Here is a 22854-nt window from a genome sequence, read left to right on the forward strand (position 1 = left end):
TGTTGCTAAGGTAGCATTAAGAATGATTTCTACTAATTTTGTTGTAAAATCACGCGCATGAAATATCCATTTTTGATTTTAGTTTTGATAATGCTCTCCTGCGGAAGAGGGAAGAAATATCATGATGAAACAGTAGCAGAACAATCGGAATCTGAATTGATTGCTGATATTTTAGCATATCAGAATGAACAAAACGAAAGTTTTAAAGACCCTGAAACCTCTCCGTTACCGGATAGATTTCGTAAGGATTTTGAGAGCCTGGATTTTTTTGAGCCGGATACGTCCTATGTGGTTAAGGCTAGATTTGTGCGCACTCCGGATGCGGTACCCTTTTTAAATCCCACTACAACTGAACGAAAAACAGAGGAAGTGGTCTACGGCATTGCCCATTTTACGTTGAATGGGGCCGAACACCAGTTGGAAGTATACCAAAGTTTGGATTTGCTAGATCAGGACGAATATGAAGATTATCTGTTTTTACCCTTTTTGGATGAGACCAACGGAAATGAAACCTACGGCGGTGGGCGTTATATTGATTTGACCATTCCCGAGGGCGATACCTTGGTCATTGACTTTAATAAGGCCTACAATCCGTATTGTGTGTATAATAAAAAGTACTCCTGCCCTCTAGTGCCAAGGCAAAATTATTTGAGAACTAATGTGAGAGCAGGAGTGAAAAACTTTTTAAAAGACTAAAAAAGCCTTAATCCCGAAGGAGTAAGGCTTTCTATTAGCATTAAAATTTAAATTTCTTGGGCCTAGAAAGAGTAGATTGCAGCAAACAATACAGAGGCCAAGCTTCCGGTTGGGTCCATGTCATTGTCAATGAATGCATCTTCAGCAGAGCTATCCAAACGAATTTCTGGCTTAAGAATCAAATCTCCGATAGTTGCACTACCTGTTAGAGTGACGGCAAAAACGCTTCCATCTCCATCAGCATCGGAACCAATTCCAGCAGCATCACCAAAGAAATCACCGGTCATAAAATATTCACCTCTTAGACCAATAGTGAAGTTTTCAGAAGTGGCCAATTGTGGGTAAAGGGCAACACCTGTAAAGCTTCCACCATCATCCTCTTGGCTAAAGTGGGCGGCATTGATTCCCAAGAAGAAATCTTCCGAAACATCAAATCCACCTGTATAATCTACTTCAAATCCACCTTGGCTGTACAAGAAGTTCAAGAATTGTCCTGAATATCCCAACTGGGCACCTACGGCATAATCGCCAGTTCCGTTCAATTCAGTCAAATCAGTTGGATTCATAACGGCTAACATAGCAGACCAATCACTTCCCAAATCAAAATCAGCTTTTAACCCTGTGTGGCTAAAAGGACCATAGGAGAATAGATAAGAGGTACTGTAGTTAAAGTTGGCTACGGGAGAAATAACTTCGTATCCCAAGAACGTATTGAAGTTACCAAATGTCAACGTTACAGCATCACTTACATTCCAGTACACGTACAATTGGTTAACAATGTCACCGGTTGCAGAATACATGGGAGAAGCAAAAATAGCGTCCGTACCTCTAGGGCCAAAGACCAAATCAGCAACAAAACCTACTTTTTCACCTTCATAAGCTCCAATTATGTTGGCCATACCAAGGGCAAAACCATCAAGATTGGCAAAAGAAGACCCAGGTGCTATGGCATCCTCTCCGTTAGGGGCCGTTAAATTAGTTCTATAATAGGCATCAACGGAACCGCTGAAACTAAATTTTGGAGTTTCTTCCTCTTCCTGTGCAAAAGCACTAACAGAAATCAATGCCAATGCGGCGAAAGCTAAATTTTTTACGAAATTTGTTTTTATAATCGTTTTCATATCATAATCATTTTAAGTTGTCCTTGTTTTAGGACGGTGATGTTTACTAGTGAGTTGTGTTTGAAAAGGTTATTTAACGGAGCGTTCTGCCAAACGCTCCGTTTCCTTTTATAATGAGTTGTGTTTGAATTTTATTTGTCTTGGGAAATGTGCTCAGGATAAGCTTCAATACCATGCTCATGAATATCCAATCCTTCAACTTCTTCTTTCTCAGAAACGCGAAGTCCGATGGTTTTCTTCAAGATGAACAATACAATGAATGAAGCTGCAGCGGCCCATAAGATGTAGGACAAGGAACCATAGGTCTGTACCCAAAGAAGTTTTGCTCCTCCTCCGTAGAACAATCCACCATCCAAAGCAAATAGTCCAATTAATACAGTTCCTAAGAAACCACATACACCATGTACTGAAATGGCACCCACAGGATCATCGATTTTCAATTTCTTATCAATGAACTCGATGGACAATACCACTACAATACCACATAGAAGTCCTATGGCCAACGCGCCCCATGCGTTAACAGCACCACAACCGGCGGTTATACCTACCAACCCGGCCAGGGCTCCGTTCAAGGTCATGGAAATATCAGCCTTACCATATTTTGCCCATGTAAAGAATAGGGCTCCTATGGCACCAATAGCAGCAGCTAGGTTAGTGTTGATGATTACGCTGGTTGCACCAACGGTATCACTTCCACCCCAAGCTAATTGAGATCCTCCGTTAAATCCGAACCATCCCAACCAAAGGATGAACACACCCAAGGCGCCAAAAGCCATATTGTGACCAGGAATAGCCTGTGCTTTTCCATCCACATATTTTCCAATTCGCGGGCCCACCAATATGGCAGCTACCAAAGCAGCAGCACCACCTACGGCGTGTACCACGGAAGAACCGGCAAAATCAACGAACCCGGCAACATTTAACCAAGCATCGTCATCAAAAGGCCAGTACCAGCTACCTGAGATTGGGTAAATGAGAGTAGTCAATACTGCTGAGAAAATTAAATACGTTGAAAATTTTGTTCTTCCAGCGATGGCTCCAGAAACAATGGTTGCAGCTGTAGCACAGAAAACCGTTTGGAAGAATAGGTTATACCAATCATCGGCACTAAAAAATAGGTAGCCCTGATCACTTGGACTGCTGCGGAAAAATCCACCACCAACTAAATCGCTGCCATACATAATAGCGTATCCAACGGCCCAGAACATTACGGAACCTACGGCGAGGTCCATTACGTTCTTCATAATAATGTTACCGGTATTCTTACTGCGGGTAAATCCTATTTCCAATAGAGTGAACCCTGCTTGCATGAAGAATACCAAAACGGCTGCTATGGTAATCCACAAAGCACCCATATCGCCGGTGATTGCTTCAACGGCTTTATCTATCGCTTCTTGTTCTTGTACAATCATAATCTAAGTTTTTAAGTTTTTGGTTATACTTTAGTTGATTCCAGCACTTCCGCTTTCCTTGGTCCTTATTCTGTATGCTTGAATCACATCTGAGACGAAAATTTTTCCATCTCCCACATTGCCTGTACTGGCTGTGTCCAATAATACATTTACAGTTTTGTCCAGAAAGTCATCGGATACCACGATAACCAAATACCTTCGCTGTATATCACTGGTACTATAAGAAATACCTCGATACACATGCCCTTGTTTCTCATTCCCAACTCCGGTTACATCCCAGTAGCTGAAGAAATTAACCTCAATTTGATGGAGGGCTTTTTTCACCTCATCAAATTTGGATTTTCTAATAATTGCCTCGACTTTTTTCATAATTAAGTAGTTAATTGATGTCCCAAATATAGAGTAATTCAACCAAGGCCTTATAAAATAGGAGGGTATTGATTAGATTTTTATCGTTATAAAAAAAATACCCCTCATATTTTAGGGGTATCGGATTTTAAAGTATGGTTTGTTAAAAATTTTTTGTTTTTTTCTTAACGTTTAGATTAAACGCATTATGATTTTGCACCTAAATCAATGATTTTGGTGATTTATGTTTAGATTTTAACAAAAATTAACTATAAAAATGAAAATTATAACTATTCTCCCAACTTAGAGAGCCATAATCCCAAAACCACTGCCAAAACACCTACGGCAATGCTGGAAATCATATAAATGGAGAAATGTAGGAGTTCGCTGTTTCTTAAAAGAAAGTGTTTTTCAAAAGCAAACGCAGAGAATGTGGTGAACCCACCGCAAAAGCCGGTGGCCAAAAATAAAGTGCTGTTAGTGGATAGGACATTTCCTCGGGCGGACAGACCTAAAATGAGCCCTATAAGTAGACAACCAAAAATATTTACCAAAAAAGTCCCAAAGAAGAAATTAGGGGATACTATGTTTAAGGGTTTGGAAATTAAGAAGCGAAGAACGCTGCCAAATCCCCCACCCAAAAAAACAAGAAAAGCCTGTTTCATACCCTAAAGGTACAAACTAAACTGCTTCCTTGTATTCAGTTTCAGAGGCTTCGCGGGGGAGAAGTTTTGTAATCGAGGTCTCTGAAATTCTTTGAATTGGTTTTTTAAACCTTTCACCAGCTCCATTGACACTAAAAATCAACAGAATTGCATTAATTGCAAGCAAAATGAAAAGAAGGCTGAAAAATGTTGTCATTTGTTGCGCTAGGTTAATGTTAAGCAAAAGTACGTTTTTTCCTATAGTTTACGTATTCAAGCAACATTTTAGTTGTGAAAGGCTTCATTTTTGTTGCGAATGCAAGGCCAGCGTTAATTTTTGAGAAAGTGTTTGATCAAAAACAAGATTATTATGAAAGTCACAAAAGAAATTAACACCCATGCAACACCTTTATAATTTTTTTTATGCAATTTTTTATCCTTTTTATATGATAACGAGATGATTACAATAAAAACTATGACAAAAAGCGCTGCAAAAATTAACTGCCCGGTGCTGAACATATTTTATATTTTTACGCAAAGCTAAATCAAAATATGTGTAATGGAAAGTAAAATAAAAGCGGTAGAACTCTTTCACAATTCCTTTGGGCTTGGTGTTGCCCAAGAGCCTATTGCGGATTTAGGCCCGGAAAAGAATCAACTGCGTTTCAATTTAATGGATGAAGAAAATAAAGAGTATCTGGAGGCCGCTAATGAAGGTGACTTAATTGAAGTGGCCGATGCATTGGGAGACATGCTGTACATTCTTTGCGGCACCATCTTGGAACACGGAATGCAATATAAGATTGAAGAAGTCTTCGAGGAAATCCAACGTAGTAACATGAGCAAGCTTGGAGCTGACGGAAAACCTATCTATCGTGAGGATGGAAAAGTCTTAAAGGGACCGAATTATTTTAAACCAGATATTCAAACCATAATGGATAAATAAAAAAAGCACCTTATATATAAGGTGCTTTTTTTATTTAGACGACTTCGTGTCGCCATCCAAATTTGTCTTCTGCTCTATTATATTGAATATCGGTAATGCGTTTTTTCAACAACGAAGCATAACTGTCTTCCAATTCGGGAAGATCATAATCAACCCCCTCATAACCAAAAGCTGATATAGGAGATACCACCGCAGCGGTACCCGCACCGAACATTTCTTTTAGGGAGCCATTCTTGGCGGCTTCTACCACTTCTTTTACTGAAACTTTGCGAATCTCGGTCTTTATACCTTCATCTTTGGCAATGTCCAAAATGCTTTTTCGGGTGATACCATCCAAAATTCTATCATTGGTAGGAGCGGTCAATAAGGTATCATTTATTCTGACGAAGACATTCATGGCACCGGCCTCCTCAATATACTCATGGTTATTGTCATCGGTCCAAATTACCTGTTGGTACCCTTTTTCCGCTGCCAAACGTGTTGGGTAAAACTGACCTGCATAATTTCCGCCGGTTTTGGCAAATCCAACACCACCATTGGCTGCACGTGAATATTGTTTCTCAATCAGTACCTTAACCTTTCCGGAAAAATAGGAACCTGAAGGAGCCAATGCGATAATGAATTTATACTCATCAGCGGGAGAGGCATGAAAACCATTGCCCGATGCAAACATAAATGGTCTAATATATAAAGAGCTACCAGCACTTTGTGGAATCCAATCACTATCTACTTGCAAGAGTGTAGTGAGCCCATCCATAAAATAGGATTCGGGAAGTTCTGGCATGGCCATTCTTTTGGCCGATTTGTTCAAGCGCTTAAAATTTTCCAATGGGCGGAATAGCCAAACGCTGCCGTTCTCATCCTTGTAGGCTTTCATTCCTTCAAAAATAGATTGGCCATAATGAAAGATTTTTGAAGACGGGTCCAGGGTAATGGGTTGATAAGGAATCACTTTTGGAGTTTGCCATTGCCCATTTTTATAATCACAGACGAGCATATGGTCGGTATAAATACTTCCAAAGGAAAGGTTGTCAAAATCTACATCTTTAATTTTAGATGTTTTTGCTTTCTCGATCGTTACGTTGTTCATCACTGCTTCCATATCAAAAACTTTTGGAAGGTTAAAATTAGCTATTTATCGCTAGTTTTCGTTATTTCATGATTCTAATTTTAATTCTTGGTCAAGAATTTCTCAAAAGCTGAAAAAAATGAGACCATTTAACATATTTCCTACCGTTTTCTTACTGTTTTTGGTAAATATGATAATGGCCCAAGAGGTCATAACAGGAAATTATTTTGGTGAAACGTTCACCATTGAAGAAGAAATTCACGAACAAGAACTCGTGTTTGACCAACTTGCTATCACCGATACGGTTATGACGCAGATGACTGGAAAAATTAAAGAAGTCTGCCAAGCCAAAGGTTGTTGGATGAACGTTGCTTTGGATTCAGGCGATGAGGTTTTTGTGCGTTTTAAAGATTACGGTTTTTTTGTACCCAAGGATGCTGCGGATAAAACTGTTTATATGAACGGATTGGCCTTTTTAGAAGAAATGTCGGTTGAGGACCAAAAGCATTATGCAAAAGACAGTGGTGCTTCTGAGGTAGAAATAGCAAAAATTACGGAGCCTGCCCATATTCTTCGTTTTGAAGCGGATGGCGTACTCATCAAAGATTAAGTTTGAAACGAAGGATAATTACCACCGGAGACGGGTCAAAAACTATTCACATAGAGGATTGGAACGAGCAATACCATTCCAAGCACGGAGCTATTCAAGAAGCCTATCATGTTTTTATTGATTACGGACTGCGGTTGTTCAAAAAGGACCATGTCCACATTTTGGAAATTGGGTTTGGAACAGGACTCAATGCTTTTATTACATTTTTGGAGGCTCCAAAAAAAGAATTAAAGGTAGATTATGTTGGAGTGGAGGCCTTTCCGGTTTCTATGGATGAAGCAAACGAACTCGACTACTGTACACAACTCAATGCAGATGACCATCAAAAGGTATTTGCAAAAATGCATCAATCCCCTTGGGAAGAACGTCTTTTAATTTCCGAGGACTTTTCGTTACTCAAGCAAAAAAAGGATTTTTACGAGGTAAATGAAGCCGATTTGTTCAACCTTATCTATTTTGATGCTTTTGGCGCCCGTGTTCAGCCTGAATTATGGACAGAGGAACTTTTTGAAAAAATGTTTAAAGCGCTCAAAAAGGAAGGGGTTTTGGTGACTTATGCGGCAAAAGGCAGTGTGCGTAGGGCGTTGCAGACCGTGGGTTTTACGGTGGAACGGCTTCCGGGACCTCCAGGCAAGCGGGAGATGCTCCGGGCCATAAAAAAATGAAGGTTTGCCAATGTTGTGTTAATAGCTTATTCACTCACACTCTTAAAATCACCTAAAGTTTAAACATTTGTGTTAAACCTAAATTAACGCCTCAAAAACAGTCACTTAAACTTGTAACTTTGTATTAAAATGATTGTATGAAGGTGTTGATAACAGGGGCAACCGGTTTAGTTGGACAAGCAATTGTGCGCGTCTTACATAACCAAGGTATTGCTGTAAATTACGTAACTACACGGAAAGATAAAATATCCAATTCGGAAACATACCAGGGGTATTATTGGAACCCCAATAAGGGTAAAATAGATTTGGAGTGCTTTAAGAATGTAAGTGCTATCATCAATTTGGCTGGAGCCAGTATTGCCGAACGATGGACGCCTCTTCGTAAAAAGAAAATACTTTCCAGTAGAATAAACAGTCTTCGGACGTTGTACAGGGGCATGGAGCAAGTGGATATTTCACTGGTTGACTCATTTGTCTCAGCATCCGCCATAGGCATTTACCCCAATTCTCTATCTAAGTTTTATGATGAAGACGAAACCGAAGTAGACAAAAGCTTTGTAGGTGAAGTGGCGAAAAAATGGGAGGCAGAAGTCGATTCTTTTACTAAGTTTGATATCAATGTGGCAAAAGTTCGAATAGGTATTGTTTTATCCACTGAAGGAGGAGCTTTACCCCAAATGGCAGCACCCATCAAGAATTTTATAGGGGCTCCGTTGGGTAGTGGAGATCAATGGCAATCTTGGATACACATTGAAGATTTGGCCCAAATGTTCGTTTTTATTCTGGAGAACAATCTAAAAGGCGCCTACAATGCGGTAGCTCCAAACCCGGTCACCAATACCAAAATGACAAAAGAGCTGGCAAGAGTTATGGATAGGCCCTTATGGATGCCCAACGTGCCTAAGTTCGCACTAAAATTGCTTCTGGGGGAAATGGCGTATTTGTTGTTTTCCAGTCAGCGGGTAAGTAGTAAAAAAATAGAGAACGAAGGTTTTGTTTTTCAATACCCCAATATCTGTGTGACGTTTCAGGACTTATACACTGAAAATGAAGGAAAGGAAACTGCTGCATTGGAATCCACAAAGAAGGAATTTGTTTAAGTACTGTTGGTACAGTTGAATAGATATAAAATCCGCTTAGGCGGATTTTTTCATGTTTTGTGGTGACATTTTGACATTTTTATACAATTGGCAGTACTTTTGCCACTTCAAAAAGAATAAAATAAAACGTATATGAGCAAGAAAAGTAAGGTTGAGGAAATGGATGAGGCAACGCAAGATGCCCAAACTGTTGAAAATCCTGAGCTGAACGAAGAACATATAGAGGCAGAGAACGCATCGGACGAAAAGGAGGAAATTTCAGTTGAAGACCAGTTGCGTGAGGATTTGGCCAAAGAAAAGGATAAGTTTTTGAGGCTTTTTGCTGAATTTGAAAACTTTAAGCGTAGAACATCCAAAGAACGAATGGAATTGTTCAAAACAGCGGGGCAGGAAGTAATGGTGTCGTTGTTGCCTGTTCTTGATGATTTTGAACGTGCCTTGAAAGAACTGTCCAAATCCGAGGACAAGGAAATGTTCAAAGGTGTGGAGCTCATCAGCAATAAATTTAAAGAGACCCTAAAGGCCAAAGGATTGGAGCAAATTGAAGTAGGAGAGGGCGATACCTTTGATGCGGAAGTCCATGAGGCCATCACCCAGATACCCGCACCCAATAAAAAGTTGAAGGGGAAGATCATCGATGTGGTGGAAAAAGGATTCAAACTAGGGGACCGTATCATTAGGCACCCAAAGGTAGTTGTTGGAAACTAAGATTTTATGAAAGAGGATTATTACGACATATTGGGAGTTTCAAAAGGCGCTTCAGCAGCTGAAATAAAAAAGGCCTATCGGAAAAAAGCCATTGAATACCACCCCGATAAAAACCCAGGTGATGCCAAGGCAGAGGAGATGTTCAAAAAGTCGGCCGAAGCCTATGAAGTATTGAGCAACCCGGACAAACGTGCCAAGTATGATCAATTTGGCCATGCAGCTTTTGATGGTAGTGGTGGTTTTGGCGGCGGCGGAATGAACATGGATGATATCTTCAGTCAATTTGGGGATATTTTTGGCAGTGCTTTTGGTGGCGGATTCAGCGGTTTTGGTGGCTTCGGTGGCGGACAACGCCGGGTAAAAGGAAGCAACCTTCGTATCCGTGTAAAACTGACTTTGGATGAAGTGGCCAATGGTGTTGAGAAGAAGGTAAAGGTCCGCAGAAAGGTTCAGGCTGAAGGGGTAACCTATAAAACCTGTCCAACCTGCAACGGTAGTGGTCAAATCACGAAGATTACCAATACCATTTTAGGACGGATGCAGACGGCAACTACCTGTACCACCTGTGGAGGTTCGGGTCAAACCATAGATAATAGGCCTTCCGGTGCCGATGCTCAAGGATTAAAAGTGGAGGAAGAGACCGTTTCCATTAAAATTCCGCCAGGGGTTGAGGACGGAATGCAGTTGAAGGTGGCCGGTAAAGGTAATGGAGCTCCTGGGAACGGAGTCCCCGGAGATTTATTGGTAGCGATTGAAACCGTTGAACACGATACCTTGAAAAGGGAAGGAGATAACCTTCACTATGATTTGTATGTCAGCATTTCCGAAGCAGTTTTGGGCTGTTCCAAAGAAATAGATGCCGTTGGAGGAAAGGTCCGCATTAAATTGGAGCCGGGAATCCAATCAGGAAAAATATTGCGATTACGAGGCAAGGGAATCACCAGTATTAATGGATATGGTAGTGGAGATTTGCTGGTGCATGTTAATGTATGGACTCCAAAAGAACTAAATAAGGAGCAGAAAGAGTTTTTTGAGCGTATGCAAAACGATGAAAATTTTATTCCAAAGCCCGAAAAATCAGATAAATCCTTCTTTGAGAAGGTAAAAGACATGTTCTCGTAACAATAAAAATATTTCTGTTTAAATAAAAAACGTATATTTGAAACTGATGTTGGGTAACCAATATCTAATTTTCTTTTTCATAGCAATTTTTTTCCCATCCTTGAAATTTTTAAGGGTGGGTTTTTGTTTTTAGAGGATACTGCCTTTTTTGACCAATTACATATCTTTGAAAAAATAGTTTACATGGATCATATCCTTGTTGCCAAAAATGTTTCCAAAACGTACGGAAACTATACTGCGTTGAGCAACATTTCACTCAATATACCCAAAAATTGCATTTACGGTCTTTTAGGTCCCAATGGTGCCGGAAAAACCTCTTTTATTCGGATTATCAACCAAATCATTTATCAAGATTCCGGTGAAATTTTGTTCGATGGTGAACCCTTGGCGCCAAAGCATATATCCCATATTGGCTACCTGCCTGAAGAACGCGGTCTCTACAAAAGCATGAAGGTGGGTGAGCAGGCTTTGTACCTTGCTCGTTTAAAAGGGTTATCCAAAGCTGAGGCCAAAACCAAATTAAAATATTGGTTTGATCGTTTGGACATTGGTGATTGGTGGAACAAGAAAATCCAGGAACTTTCCAAGGGAATGGCCCAAAAGGTGCAGTTTATCGTCACCGTGCTGCATCAACCTAAACTCTTGATTTTTGATGAACCTTTCAGTGGATTTGACCCCATAAATGCCAATATCATCAAAGATGAAATCCTTCAGTTGAAGGAACAAGGCACCTCGATTATTTTTTCAACCCATAGAATGGAGTCCGTGGAAGAGCTTTGTGAATACATAGCCTTGATTCATAAATCGGAGAAAATTTTAGACGGAAAGTTGTCCGAGATTAAAAAGGCGTACAAGAACAATATTTTCAATGTTGGACTTCAGGTTCAGCAAAATGGCGAAGCCCTCACAAAAACCTTGACCGAAAGGTTCCAGATAATGACCCCAAAGTATGATGATACAGAACATCAGTTGGATTTTAAGATTCAATTGCCCACTGAAGAGACGTCTGGCGTATTGGCGGAATTATCCAAAATAGCCAATGTCAATCGATTTGAGGAGACCATTCCATCGGCCAACGATATATTTATCCAAACCGTAAATAATAAGGACAATGGGAAATAAGCTCGGTCTCATTATAAAAAGAGAGTATTTGGCCAAGGTGCGAAACCGTTCCTTTATTGTTATGACCATTTTGAGTCCATTGCTCATTGTAGGGATGATCGTGCTTATTGCTTATCTCACCAAAATAAATTCAGATGAGGTTCGGGTGGTCTCAGTGCTAAATGAAAGCAGTTTCTTTCAGCATGAGTTTAAGCCTGCCAAAGGAATTTCCTATCTCTATTTGGATGGTATTAGTTTACAGGAAGCCAAAGATTCTACCAATGCACTGGGGTATTATGGTCTTTTGCACCTTCCCAATAAGAAAAATGTGGAGCAAGTGGCTAAATCGGCTTATCTCTTTACAAAAGACAACCCAAACACGGCCATAATCCAACAATTGGAATCAATATTCCAAAGACAGTTGCGGCAAGACCGATTGCAAAGACTTGGGGTTTCCTCTGACCAATTTTCCAAGGTGGAGCAACCGTTTGATCTTCAATTGGCCACTTTTGATGGCGAAAAAAGTGTGAAGGGCATTAATGAGATCAAGGCCTTCATTGGAGGAGGATTCGGCTATGCCATTATGATGTTCATTATTATTTATGGTGGTTTTGTAATGCGAAGTGTCATCGAGGAAAAGACGAGCAGGATCATTGAAGTGATCATTTCTTCGGTGAAACCCTTTCAATTGATGTTGGGTAAAATTATCGGCACCTCCTTGGCGGGAATCACACAATTTACCATTTGGTTTATCTCGGCATCCGTTCTCATGTTATTGGCCGTTACATTTTTGGGTATTGATTTGGGGGAACTGTCCGGTAACTCCACTCCCATGCCAGGAATGACTCAATATGCAGCAATGGATAGTGATATGATAATGTATGCCAAAGAAATTTTGGACATTCCATGGGCTTTGTTGATCATTTCATTTTTTATTTACTTTATTTTGGGCTATTTGATTTATAGCTCCATTTATGCGGCCATAGGCGCGGCAGTGGACAATGAAACCGATACGCAGCAATTTATTTTTCCCATAATATTACCTTTGATGTTAGCCATCTACGTTGGTTTCTTTTCAGTTTTTAGTAATCCTCATGGTCCAATTGCTGTTGGATTTTCGTTATTTCCCTTAACTTCACCTATTGTAATGCTCATGCGCCTACCTGGGGGAATAGGGGAAGGGGGAGTGCCTTTGTGGCAGTTTCTGTCATCTATTGCACTGCTCATTTTGACTTTCTTGGGAATTGTGTCGCTGGCTTCACGAATATATAAGGTGGGAATTTTAATGTACGGCAAAAAACCTACCTACAAAGAACTGGTCAAGTGGTTAAGATACAAATAAGGATATGCAGCAAGATGGAAAAGAAATAAAGGAAATCATTGAAAAAGATATCTGGGGATCCATTAAGGAATTCTTGGATTTGGGGTTTCATCTTGGTTCAGGTGAAAAATCTATCCATTTGACCGTTGGATTGTTGTTGTTGCTGACCTTGGCCCTTTTTGCTGCCAATTTCATTTTAAAATGGCTAAGGTATTTACTCACCCGAAAAATGGAACGGGAAGACAAACAGAAGTTTGTCAGCATTTTTAAGTTTATCCACTACGTGGTCTATTTGGTGGCCGTTTTGGTGACACTCAGTGCAGCGGGTATTGACATTACTTTGATCATTACCGCCTCAGCAGCGCTTTTTGTCGGTTTGGGTCTGGCCTTGCAGGAGCTTTTCAAGGATATTTTGGGAGGTATTTTTATTATTGTCGACAAGTCCCTGCAAGTGGGTGATATTGTGGAGGTAGATGGCAAAGTTGGAAAGGTTTTCGAGATAAAACTTAGAACAACCCGTGCCATTACCCGAGATGATAAAGTATTGATTCTCCCGAACCATAAATTTATAAGCGACATTGTCTACAATTATACCCAAAACCATAAAACAACCCGCGAAAAGGTGAGTGTTGGGGTAGCTTATGGCAGTGATGTGGAACTGGTGACCCAAATTTTACAGCAAGTTGCCACGGAACAAAAGCAAGTGCTTAAAAACCCCAAACCGTTCGTACTTTTTGATGACTTTGGGGATTCAGCCTTAGTATTTTCCATTCACTTTTTTACGAACGATAGTTTTAGCGATCCAAGGATAAAAAGTGAAATGCGCTATAAAATCAATACCAAATTCAAAGAGAATAACGTTACTATTCCGTTCCCGCAACGCGACGTACATATTTTTCAGCAAAAATCGTAAGAAATAAAAACCTTAACATACCATACTGCAACCAGGGGATTATTGGTCTTCCTTGCAATACTCTGTAGCCATTTTGTAAGTGGGCAGAGCACTGATATTTTCAGGATAGATTACATGAATATCCCTGAAAATGATTCGGGAATAAAAACACAACGTTACAAGCTACTTTTTAACTTGCCCATCAAATTAAATGAGAAGAAGGATTACCTCATCACTGGTATGGAATACAATAGGTTTGATGTAGGATACTCCCGGGACTTTCCTTTTGATAAAAGTGAACTGATTCGTTTTCACGTTGTTGATATGAACTTGGGTTTTATTACCAGATGGAATGAAAATTGGAACTTTGTCACTATCCTTACCCCTCGAATGGCCTCCAACTTTACCAGTGGAACCATAACCGATGACTTTTTTATGAATGCCACAGCGGCATTGTGGAAGGAACAGCCCAATGCAGATAGACCTTTTAGAATTGTTTTGGGTTTAACGTATAACAGTACAACAGGATTGCCAGTCCCATTGCCATTGATCAGCTATTACCGCAAGTTCCATCCCAAATGGTCCTATACCCTTGGAATTCCGCGTAGTAGCTTTAAGCACCATATTAACAAAAGGCATGCTTTGGAAATGGCATTATTCTTGGATGGGTATTTTATAAATATTCAGGACAATATAGTTTTGCCCAATAGTCAGATTGCATCCAAAATATCATTCACTGCTTTGGTGGCCACGGTCGGCTATCAGTATAACCTTTCCAAGAACATGTCACTGTTTCTTATGGCCGGACGCTCACTTGAACAAGAAGGAAAACTACGGAATGATGATCAAGGGGATGTTTTTTTGTTGAATGACGAGTCAAATCTTTATATTAGGACTGGGTTCAAAATAGGAATTTTTTAAACGTAAAGACTATGCCGAAAATATTGGTTATTGAGGACGAATCTGCTATACGACGGGTTTTAGTGAAAATTTTGGTGGAAGAAAGTGATACCTATGAGGTGCAGGAGGCAGAAGATGGACTCAGTGGTATCGAAACCATCAAAAAGGATGACTTTGATTTGGTGCTCTGCGACATAAAAATGCCCAAAATGGACGGCGTGGAAGTTTTGGAAGCTGCCAAAAAAATAAAGCCTGAAATTCCCTTTATCATGATTTCGGGTCATGGTGATTTGGATACCGCCGTAAATACCATGCGGTTGGGGGCTTTTGATTATATCTCCAAACCCCCAGACTTAAACCGACTGTTGACCACGGTTCGTAATGCATTAGATCGAAAGGAACTCGTAGTAGAAAACAAAATCTTGAAAAAGAAGGTGTCCAAAAACTATGAGATGATTGGTGAAAGTGACGGGATTGGAGTCATCAAAGACATGATTGAAAAAGTAGCCCCAACGGATGCCCGGGTTTTGATCACTGGCTCCAATGGTACGGGGAAAGAGCTGGTGGCCCACTGGCTACATCAAAAAAGCAACCGTTCCTCAGCTCCTTTTATTGAAGTGAACTGCGCTGCAATCCCTTCTGAACTAATTGAAAGTGAGTTGTTTGGGCATGTAAAGGGTGCTTTTACCTCAGCGGTAAAGGATAGGGCTGGAAAATTTGAAACCGCCAATAAGGGCACCATTTTTTTGGATGAGATAGGAGATATGAGTCTATCGGCCCAAGCTAAGGTTCTTAGGGCGCTTCAGGAAAACAAAATTTCGCGCGTTGGTTCAGATAAGGACATCAAAGTTGACGTGCGCGTACTGGCGGCAACCAATAAAGATTTAAAAAAGGAAATTGAGGATGGCAAATTTAGGGAGGACCTGTATCACCGTTTGGCCGTTATCTTGATCAAAGTACCTGCGTTAAACGAAAGACGGGATGACATTCCACTCCTCATTGAACACTTTTCAACCAAAGTTGCTTCCGAACAAGGAATTGCACAAAAAAACTTTTCCAAAAAAGCTATAGAATTGCTCAAAGGATATGACTGGACCGGAAATGTTCGGGAACTTCGCAACGTGGTGGAACGATTGATCATCCTTGGAGGTAAGGAAGTCTCAGAGGAAGATGTAAAGCTTTTTGCCAGTAAGTAATTACTTTGAAGAACAATCTCCCAATCGCTCCAAGGCATCTTGGGCCAAGACCAAAACACGTTGGTGGTATTGCTTTTTGTGCTCGGAAAGTTCTGTGTTGAGCAGTACCAATCGGGCTTCTTCGTAGATATTCTTTACAAACCGTTGGGCTTCATCACATTCAACTTCTTTGACAACTTTATCCAATGAAGATTCAAACCCCAAAAGACAACTGTGTACCTGTTCACGTACACTGTGTGACGGGGTCAAGAAGATATTGTCTTGGTTATTGAGGGCATCTTGGGTATTTAGGACAAGAACGTCATTTCCATAATTACTGGAAACTTCCTGTTCAAAAATACGCAGTACTTTTATTCCGATCAAGGTGTTTTCCAACGCCAAATGCAAGGATTTTTTGGACGTTTCCAAGCTCTCGGCTTTCGTTGCTTGTTTTAATTCATAAGAAGTGCCCTCCAAACTTTCAATGGCGCCTTCACAACCACAATCCTCAAAATTGGCTCGGGTTTTTTCTATTCCGTTCAAGGCCTTATAGGCATAGTATTTTGCCATTTCCAATTCTTTGGCCACTATGGCTTCTTGAATTTTACTCTTAATATACTGTAGGTTGGAATTGGCATACTCACAGGCATTGCGAGCGGTGAAGGATGACATGAACCATAAGAAAATAATGCCTATAACAAAGACAGCAAGTAGGATAACTTTTCTAGTTTTCATAACGCTAATGGATTTGGGACAGTGCGTCATTGATTATCACTAAGTTATGTTGGGGAGTCGTCAAGGGATTAATAAAATCGATGAAAATACCTACAATAACCATAAGTGGTAAAAATATCGATGAACTGCACTTTCAGATTTAGGGTTGAAGGAGTTGCCAAAAAGGATTATATTCATTCCTATGGAAAAAATACACCTTGGTTCATATCAGGTTGAGAACGGGATTGAACTAGCGAAAAGAAACACCTATGAAGATTTTGGGGCTTCAAAAAAGGAGCTCAAGAAAGAATTAAAGAATATCCGCAAAAAATTGGGGGATTTCCAAGATACGCTTTATGCCCATGGAAAGTATGGAGTTCTGCTCTGTCTTCAGGGCATGGATACTGCGGGAAAGGACAGTCTAATTCGCGAGGTCTTTAAGGATTTTAATGTTCGCGGGGTAGTCGTCCATAGTTTTAAGGTGCCGACTTCCCTGGAACTAAAACACGATTATTTGTGGAGGCATTACATTGCCTTACCCGAACGCGGCAAGTTTTCCGTATTTAATCGAACCCATTATGAAAATGTCTTGGTCACCAAAGTGCATCCAGAATACATATTAAATGAAAACATTCCGGGAATCGAGTCGGTTTCCGATATTGATGCCTCTTTTTGGGAAAAACGATATCAGCAGATCAATGCATTTGAACAACATGTAGCCGAAAATGGGACCATTATCTTTAAATTTTTCCTTCATCTATCCAAAGAGGAACAACGTCAGCGTTTGCTGAGAAGAATAGACCTGAAACGAAAAAACTGGAAATTCTCCCCTGGTGACCTTAAAGAAAGAAAATTATGGGAAGCCTATGAGAAATGTTACGAAGAGGCTCTGAAGAAAACATCAAAAGAGCACGCTCCTTGGTATGTCATTCCGGCCGATAATAAAGATGCGGCACGCGTAATAGTGGCTTCTATCCTGTATGAAGCGTTAAAAAAGTACAAAGATATTGAGGAACCTGAGCTTGACGATGAAATAAAGGCTAATTTAGAAACCTTTAAACAAGAACTGGAAAAAGAGACCTAATGAGAAGAGTTTTGTTGTTGGCCCTTTTGTTGGCGAGTACCCCCTTTTTAGCGCAATCCGATGATGAAAAACAAATAAGGGCCATTTATGATATGGCCCTAACCGATGGTAAGGCTTATGAATGGCTAAACTATCTCTCCAATCAGATTGGTGGAAGGCTTTCAGGTTCAGTTCAGGCCCAAGAGGCCGTGGAATACACTAAAGAAGAATTAGAGTCTTTGGGATTGGACCGCGTGTGGTTGCAACCCGTTATGGTCCCTAAATGGGTGAGGGGTACCCCTGAATTTGCCTATATGGAAACCAAACCCGGACTAACCACCAATTTGCCCATCTGTGCTTTGGGCGGGTCTGTAGGTACGCCAAGTGGCGGTTTAAAAGCAAATATTGTTGAAGTACAAGGTATTGAAGACTTGGAAAAACTGGGTCGTAATAAAATAGCGGGTAAGATTGTTTTTTATAATCGGCCCATGGAAGCAACTTTGGTAAACACTTTTGCCGCATATTCCAATTGTGTGGACCAACGCTATTCGGGTGCTGCTGAAGCTGCAAAGTATGGTGCTTTGGGCGTAATAGTGCGGTCGATGAACTTACGTTTGGATGATTATCCGCATACAGGTTCCATGGGCTATGGCGATACCCCGGTAAAGGATAGAATCCCTGCTGCAGCAATCAGTACCAACGGAGCAGAACTGTTGAGCACTACCTTAAAGTTAAATCCGGATATCAAATTTTATTTCCGTCAAAACTGCAAACAATTAGAGGATGTGGAGTCCTATAATGTTATTGGTGAGATTAAAGGGAGTACCTATCCCAACGAAATAATGGTAGTTGGCGGCCATTTGGATTCTTGGGATTTGGGCGATGGTTCCCATGATGATGGCGCAGGTTGTGTTCAAAGTATGGATGTATTACGATTGTTAAAGGAAACAGGCTATAAACCCAAGCGTACACTACGTGTGGTATTGTTTATGAATGAGGAAAACGGTCTTAGGGGAGGAAACAAATATGCCGAGATGGCCCAAAACAAAGGTGAAAACCATGTGTTTGCCCTGGAAAGCGATTCAGGTGGATTTACGCCCAGAGGTTTTTCTTTTGATTGTTCCGATGAGAATTTAGAACAAATACAAAGCTGGAAAGGCCTGTTTGAACCCTACTTGATTCACCTTTTTGAGAAGGGGTATGGTGGGGCCGATATTGGACCAATGAAGAACGAAAGTATCGTTCTTGCTGGGTTGGTGCCCGATTCGCAACGGTATTTTGACCATCACCATGCGGAAAATGACACTTTTGAGCATGTAAACAAACGGGAACTGGAATTGGGAGCGGCTACCATGGCCAGTTTGGTCTACCTCGTTGATAAATACGGAACGCTGTCAACGCAAAAAATTAAGGGATAATTGGAAAAGCTACATACACAAGGTGGGTAGATGTTTTACTTTATGGTATCGAAGCGCCGCACCGATACAGCTTTTCAGTTCATTGACGGGAACGGTGTCATCCATTTCAAATAAAATAGCCCGGCTTCCTTCAAAAGTGAACAGGTTATTATAGATTATTTTAAACGTAGGCACCAATTTGCTGGTACATTGAAAATACATGGCGTATTGGTTTGGGTTTTTAGATTTCCAATCAATTCTAATGGTACTTCCAATAGGAGTGATATAGCTGGGCTCTCCCCACTTTAAGGTTTCACCCAACTGGGAGATTTCTTTGGTTTCTTTGGCGGTTTCAATAATTAGATTTCTTAAAAAGTCCAATTTTTTCCGAACATGATCCGGGTAATTATCGAAAATAGTTATTACTTCAGGTTTGGTGCTTACTTTAAGAGTTTCCATAAAAATTCTATTTCACCATAGTGTAGTTAAATTTAAGAAACTGTACCCATAGTGTTCTTTTGGGATGGATTTTGGCTACTCCTGCCGGATTGCCTCATGCGTTTTGGGCCGTACCACAGCCAAAACCCGGTAATGGTGAACATTAACAAGGAGATTCCCATTATTGAGGTGTATATCAGCTTTATGATTCCTGATGTTCCCAAATACCGGTCAAGAATGGAACCGTCATGAACATTTTCAAGAAAATCAGATTTTCTCTGTCCTACCGAAAGGACATTTCCTGTGGCTCCGTCCAGTTGCACCTCGTAATATTGGTCCACAAATACAAACTTTACCATACCCTTGTCCTTTCTAATATCAATTCGGTCCAATTCCAGGGATAGATTTTGCGAAACGGAGTTGTGTAAAGTGGTACAGGCAATGGTATGTAGACTGTCTACGGAAAGCCACTCCACCAATTCTGTGGAAGTACCTTTCTGGGATTCGGGCAAGATGGCCCCGTTGGTATTTTTTTTCCACCCCAATAACAATCCGGTTATGGATATAAAAAAGAAAAAAATAAACAACAATGCCCCTGTGGTTCGGTGAATCTTTCTAAAAATACGCAATACTTTGGCCTGCTTCTTTCTTTTGCCCATGCTCGGTTCAACTGTCAATAGGTAACAAGCGCCTAAGATCGACAAAAAGCAGTGAAAGAAGTGTTCAAGTTTTGTTAAAGACCCTTTACTTTAAAGAATAGTGAAAAAGCTTTTCTTTGGCAACACACATTTCAATCTTTTTAAAACTGGATTTTGGCCAGTTCTAACCTGAATAATATATGAATACACCTCGCTGATTAATTTAGTGTTATTTCATTTTTTTCACCCTTGCACATAATGGCGTATCTTTGCAGCCTTAAAAATGGATGTCGAGCTATCGTCTATCCCATAATCCAAAAAAGATGCAAGACGGAATCTACGCAAAATTCAATACCTCAAAAGGGGAAATACTAGTAAAACTTACACACAATAAAACCCCAGGTACCGTGGGCAACTTTGTGGCCCTAGCCGAAGGGGATATGGAAAACTCTGCCAAACCTCAAGGCAAGCCTTACTACAACGGACTCAAGTTCCACCGGGTAATCCCAGATTTTATGATTCAGGGTGGTTGTCCCCAGGGAACCGGAACCGGAGATCCCGGCTATAAGTTCGATGACGAGTTTCATCCGGACCTTACCCATGAAGGCCCCGGAGTACTTTCCATGGCAAATGCAGGGCCAGGTACCAACGGCAGCCAATTTTTTATTACCCATGTGGCCACACCTTGGTTGGATAATAAGCACACCGTTTTTGGTCATGTAGAGCACGGTCAGGAAGTAGTGGATGCCATAGCCCAAGGTGATGCTATTGAAAGTTTGGAAATTGTTCGTGTGGGAAAAGATGCTGAAAATTGGAATGCTATTGAGGCTTTCAGAACATTTGAAGGTGCCCGTGAAAGACGAATCGCCGAAGCTAAAGCCCAAGCAGAGGCAGAAATGGAGGAGCTGGCAGCAGGTTTTGAAAAAACCAACAGCGGATTACGATATAAAATCATCCAAAAAGGAAATGGAACGAAGGCCCAAAAGGGAAAAACAGTTTCGGTGCACTACGAAGGTTGTCTGTCCAACGGACAGGTTTTTGATTCATCCTACAAACGAAATCAACCCATAGATTTTACCATTGGTGTAGGGCAAGTAATTCCTGGCTGGGACGAGGGAATAGGGATGTTGCAGGTTGGTGATAAGGCCCGATTGGTAATTCCATCGCACTTGGCTTACGGAAGTGCTGGTGCCGGAGGGGTTATTCCTCCCAATGCCACATTGATTTTTGATGTGGAACTGATGAATGTAAAATAGCATTAAATAAATAGGAGAAAAAAAGAAAGCTTCCAGAAATGGAGGCTTTTTTACTTTGTTCTATTCACACTTACCAAAAGAAGACAAAGGTTAAGGGCAAGCAAAAAGAATAATATGCTGAAAAATGTATTCATTGGGTATAGGTCTTTTTGTTGATAACACTTCAACGTAGAAAAACCCTACCATATTGCCCTTATTATTGTGAAAAGGTTCTAATCTTTTCCAAAAAAGCTGCCTTTGGAACCGTTCACACTTAAAATTAGCAATAGTACATTAATGATCAAAAGAAGCAGGAGCACTCCAAAGAATGTGTTCATTAGGTTGCATTTAATGGTTGTGGGGAACAAGTTGTTTATAGACTAGATATGAAAATGAAAAGAGGTTGCGTTGAGAAGTAAAAAAAATGCAAACAAAAAACCCGGGCGATTTGCCCGGGCCTGATCTATAAAAAAGTATGCGGTTACCTTAATCTATAACTTGTACGTTTACGGCGTTCAATCCTTTTTTACCTTGCTGTAGTTCAAATTCTACGGCATCACCTTCCCTAATTTCATCGATTAAACCTGAAACGTGTACAAAGTGATCTGTTTGTGAACCTTCTTCTGTGATAAAGCCGTAGCCTTTAGAATCGTTGAAGAATTTTACTGTTCCTTTACTCATAATAAAAATTAAAAAATTAAATAAAGCGCAAATGTACGTTTAATTTATTGGGAATTAGGGTTTTTACACTTTTTCTTGAAAAATAAATTATGCTGTTGGGTCTGGAGTCAATCGCAAATACGGCTTAACCTCCTCAACACCTTTGGTAAAGATTTTCTTCGCCTCGTCTGTTGGGATGGCCGGACTAACCACAACTTTTTCGCCATTTTTCCAGTTGGCAGGTGTGGCCACCTTATGGTTGGCTGTCAATTGAAGGGAATCCACAACACGTAGCAATTCATAAAAATTACGTCCCGTTGAAGCAGGGTAGGTCAATATTAATTTTATCTTTTTGTCTGCACCCACAATGAATACAGAACGTACTGTTAGGGTATCATCCGCATTGGGGTGAATCATATCATAAAGATCGGACACCTTTCTGTCCTCATCCGCAATAATGGGAAAATTGACATTGGTTCCTTGGGTCTCGTTGATGTCTTTAATCCATTCCTTGTGCGATGCAGCGCCATCCACACTCAAGGCCATCATTTTTACATTGCGCTTCGCAAATTCATCCTTGAATTTGGCCGCTGTTCCCAATTCAGTGGTACACACCGGTGTAAAATCCGCTGGATGGGAGAAGAGAATACCCCAACCATCCCCTAAATAGTCATAAAAATTTAATTTTCCTTCTGAGGTTTCCGCTGTAAAATCTGGAGCGGTATCCCCTAGTCTTAATGTTGCCATATATGTTGTTTTTTTAGATTGTTGAATGATTACCCTACAAAGTTAGTAGATAAATCAATGTAGTGATTTTAACGCAGTTAAAACTGTATTAAAATTACGTATTGTTTTAGGGAATATGGGCTTAAGTACAAT

At 40.5% G+C, this 22854-nt stretch carries 27 protein-coding genes; 15 read left to right on the forward strand and 12 right to left on the reverse strand.

Going from position 1 to position 22854, the window contains the following annotated elements; all coding sequences use genetic code 11:
- The first annotated feature begins 57 nt into the window (after positions 1–57).
- Positions 58–696 (forward strand): DUF1684 domain-containing protein, encoded by a 639-nt coding sequence (locus tag AB1A65_RS08075; RefSeq protein ID WP_366587617.1) that lies wholly within the window; start codon positions 58–60, stop codon positions 694–696.
- Between the two features lie 62 nt (positions 697–758).
- Here AB1A65_RS08075 and AB1A65_RS08080 read toward each other — a convergent pair whose 3' ends face one another.
- The 6 genes from AB1A65_RS08080 to AB1A65_RS08105 form a co-directional block, all read right to left on the reverse strand.
- The gene (locus AB1A65_RS08080; RefSeq protein WP_366587619.1) at positions 759–1817 is read right to left on the reverse strand and encodes an outer membrane beta-barrel protein; all 1059 of its coding nucleotides are present in this window, start codon (positions 1815–1817) and stop codon (positions 759–761) included.
- A 131-nt stretch (positions 1818–1948) separates the two neighbouring features.
- Positions 1949–3229, reverse strand: coding sequence for an ammonium transporter (locus AB1A65_RS08085; protein WP_366587621.1), 1281 nt, complete (start codon positions 3227–3229; stop codon positions 1949–1951).
- Positions 3230–3259: 30 nt separating this feature from the next.
- Positions 3260–3598: a P-II family nitrogen regulator gene (locus AB1A65_RS08090; RefSeq protein WP_067037582.1), complete on the reverse strand. Its 339-nt coding sequence runs from the start codon at positions 3596–3598 to the stop codon at positions 3260–3262.
- 269 nt (positions 3599–3867) lie between these two features.
- Positions 3868–4242 (reverse strand): fluoride efflux transporter CrcB, encoded by a 375-nt coding sequence (gene crcB, locus AB1A65_RS08095; RefSeq protein ID WP_366587623.1) that lies wholly within the window; start codon positions 4240–4242, stop codon positions 3868–3870.
- A 16-nt stretch (positions 4243–4258) separates the two neighbouring features.
- A complete protein-coding gene (locus tag AB1A65_RS08100; RefSeq protein ID WP_366587625.1) occupies positions 4259–4465 on the reverse strand; it encodes a hypothetical protein in 207 nt (68 codons plus the stop codon).
- 86 nt (positions 4466–4551) lie between these two features.
- A complete protein-coding gene (locus AB1A65_RS08105; RefSeq protein ID WP_366587627.1) occupies positions 4552–4740 on the reverse strand; it encodes a hypothetical protein in 189 nt (62 codons plus the stop codon).
- Between the two features lie 40 nt (positions 4741–4780).
- Between AB1A65_RS08105 and AB1A65_RS08110 the strand changes: the two genes are divergently transcribed.
- Positions 4781–5167, forward strand: a complete 387-nt coding sequence (locus AB1A65_RS08110; RefSeq protein ID WP_366587630.1) for a nucleoside triphosphate pyrophosphohydrolase family protein — start codon at positions 4781–4783, stop codon at positions 5165–5167.
- A gap of 34 nt (positions 5168–5201) precedes the next feature.
- Here the strand turns inward: AB1A65_RS08110 and AB1A65_RS08115 are convergent, their stop codons facing one another.
- Positions 5202–6269, reverse strand: coding sequence for a branched-chain amino acid aminotransferase (locus AB1A65_RS08115; protein WP_366587632.1), 1068 nt, complete (start codon positions 6267–6269; stop codon positions 5202–5204).
- A gap of 106 nt (positions 6270–6375) precedes the next feature.
- Between AB1A65_RS08115 and AB1A65_RS08120 the strand changes: the two genes are divergently transcribed.
- The 10 genes from AB1A65_RS08120 to AB1A65_RS08165 all read left to right on the forward strand — a co-directional run bounded on the left by AB1A65_RS08120 (position 6376) and on the right by AB1A65_RS08165 (position 15851).
- Positions 6376–6846, forward strand: a complete 471-nt coding sequence (locus tag AB1A65_RS08120; RefSeq protein ID WP_366587634.1) for a DUF4920 domain-containing protein — start codon at positions 6376–6378, stop codon at positions 6844–6846.
- A 2-nt stretch (positions 6847–6848) separates the two neighbouring features.
- The gene (mnmD, locus tag AB1A65_RS08125; RefSeq protein ID WP_366587637.1) at positions 6849–7511 is read left to right on the forward strand and encodes a tRNA (5-methylaminomethyl-2-thiouridine)(34)-methyltransferase MnmD; all 663 of its coding nucleotides are present in this window, start codon (positions 6849–6851) and stop codon (positions 7509–7511) included.
- Positions 7512–7648: 137 nt separating this feature from the next.
- Positions 7649–8611: a TIGR01777 family oxidoreductase gene (locus AB1A65_RS08130; protein WP_366587639.1), complete on the forward strand. Its 963-nt coding sequence runs from the start codon at positions 7649–7651 to the stop codon at positions 8609–8611.
- A 132-nt stretch (positions 8612–8743) separates the two neighbouring features.
- The gene (locus AB1A65_RS08135; protein ID WP_366587641.1) at positions 8744–9319 is read left to right on the forward strand and encodes a nucleotide exchange factor GrpE; all 576 of its coding nucleotides are present in this window, start codon (positions 8744–8746) and stop codon (positions 9317–9319) included.
- A 6-nt stretch (positions 9320–9325) separates the two neighbouring features.
- Entirely contained in the window at positions 9326–10441 is a 1116-nt protein-coding gene (dnaJ, locus tag AB1A65_RS08140; protein WP_366587643.1) for a molecular chaperone DnaJ, read from the forward strand.
- 183 nt (positions 10442–10624) lie between these two features.
- Positions 10625–11563, forward strand: coding sequence for an ATP-binding cassette domain-containing protein (locus AB1A65_RS08145; RefSeq protein ID WP_366587645.1), 939 nt, complete (start codon positions 10625–10627; stop codon positions 11561–11563).
- Positions 11553–12884: an ABC transporter permease gene (locus AB1A65_RS08150; protein ID WP_366587648.1), complete on the forward strand. Its 1332-nt coding sequence runs from the start codon at positions 11553–11555 to the stop codon at positions 12882–12884. Before AB1A65_RS08145 ends, AB1A65_RS08150 begins: the two co-directional genes overlap by 11 nt.
- A 4-nt stretch (positions 12885–12888) precedes the next feature.
- Positions 12889–13776 carry a mechanosensitive ion channel domain-containing protein gene (locus AB1A65_RS08155; RefSeq protein WP_366587651.1) on the forward strand — a complete coding sequence of 296 codons (888 nt, stop codon included), beginning with the start codon at positions 12889–12891 and terminating at the stop codon, positions 13774–13776.
- A 114-nt stretch (positions 13777–13890) separates the two neighbouring features.
- Entirely contained in the window at positions 13891–14676 is a 786-nt protein-coding gene (locus AB1A65_RS08160) for a DUF6268 family outer membrane beta-barrel protein (protein ID WP_366587653.1), read from the forward strand.
- An 11-nt stretch (positions 14677–14687) separates the two neighbouring features.
- Positions 14688–15851: a sigma-54 dependent transcriptional regulator gene (locus AB1A65_RS08165; protein WP_366587655.1), complete on the forward strand. Its 1164-nt coding sequence runs from the start codon at positions 14688–14690 to the stop codon at positions 15849–15851.
- Here AB1A65_RS08165 and AB1A65_RS08170 read toward each other — a convergent pair whose 3' ends face one another.
- A complete protein-coding gene (locus AB1A65_RS08170) occupies positions 15852–16565 on the reverse strand; it encodes a hypothetical protein (protein WP_366587658.1) in 714 nt (237 codons plus the stop codon). It lies immediately after the preceding gene.
- 181 nt (positions 16566–16746) lie between these two features.
- Here AB1A65_RS08170 and AB1A65_RS08175 point away from each other — a divergent pair, with 181 nt between their 5' ends.
- Positions 16747–17628 carry a PPK2 family polyphosphate kinase gene (locus AB1A65_RS08175; protein WP_366587661.1) on the forward strand — a complete coding sequence of 294 codons (882 nt, stop codon included), beginning with the start codon at positions 16747–16749 and terminating at the stop codon, positions 17626–17628.
- Positions 17628–19025, forward strand: a complete 1398-nt coding sequence (locus AB1A65_RS08180) for a M20/M25/M40 family metallo-hydrolase (protein ID WP_366587663.1) — start codon at positions 17628–17630, stop codon at positions 19023–19025. The genes AB1A65_RS08175 and AB1A65_RS08180 overlap by 1 nt, the downstream gene beginning before the upstream one ends.
- A gap of 9 nt (positions 19026–19034) precedes the next feature.
- On the opposite strand, the gene AB1A65_RS08185 is transcribed toward AB1A65_RS08180, so the two are convergent.
- Together AB1A65_RS08185 and AB1A65_RS08190 are read right to left on the reverse strand one after the other, a co-directional pair.
- Positions 19035–19463: a DUF1801 domain-containing protein gene (locus AB1A65_RS08185; RefSeq protein WP_366587665.1), complete on the reverse strand. Its 429-nt coding sequence runs from the start codon at positions 19461–19463 to the stop codon at positions 19035–19037.
- Between the two features lie 32 nt (positions 19464–19495).
- Entirely contained in the window at positions 19496–20101 is a 606-nt protein-coding gene (locus AB1A65_RS08190; RefSeq protein WP_366587667.1) for a PepSY domain-containing protein, read from the reverse strand.
- A gap of 302 nt (positions 20102–20403) precedes the next feature.
- Between AB1A65_RS08190 and AB1A65_RS08195 the strand changes: the two genes are divergently transcribed.
- The gene (locus tag AB1A65_RS08195) at positions 20404–21336 is read left to right on the forward strand and encodes a peptidylprolyl isomerase (protein WP_366587669.1); all 933 of its coding nucleotides are present in this window, start codon (positions 20404–20406) and stop codon (positions 21334–21336) included.
- 465 nt (positions 21337–21801) lie between these two features.
- Here the strand turns inward: AB1A65_RS08195 and AB1A65_RS08200 are convergent, their stop codons facing one another.
- Both AB1A65_RS08200 and AB1A65_RS08205 read right to left on the reverse strand, forming a co-directional pair.
- Positions 21802–21996, reverse strand: a complete 195-nt coding sequence (locus AB1A65_RS08200) for a cold-shock protein (protein ID WP_036379291.1) — start codon at positions 21994–21996, stop codon at positions 21802–21804.
- Between the two features lie 87 nt (positions 21997–22083).
- Positions 22084–22722, reverse strand: coding sequence for a peroxiredoxin (locus AB1A65_RS08205; protein ID WP_366587672.1), 639 nt, complete (start codon positions 22720–22722; stop codon positions 22084–22086).
- Between the last annotated feature and the right edge of the window lie 132 nt (positions 22723–22854).

It is taken from the genome of Allomuricauda sp. ANG21, from assembly GCF_040705235.1.
Taxonomy (GTDB): domain Bacteria; phylum Bacteroidota; class Bacteroidia; order Flavobacteriales; family Flavobacteriaceae; genus Flagellimonas; species Flagellimonas marina.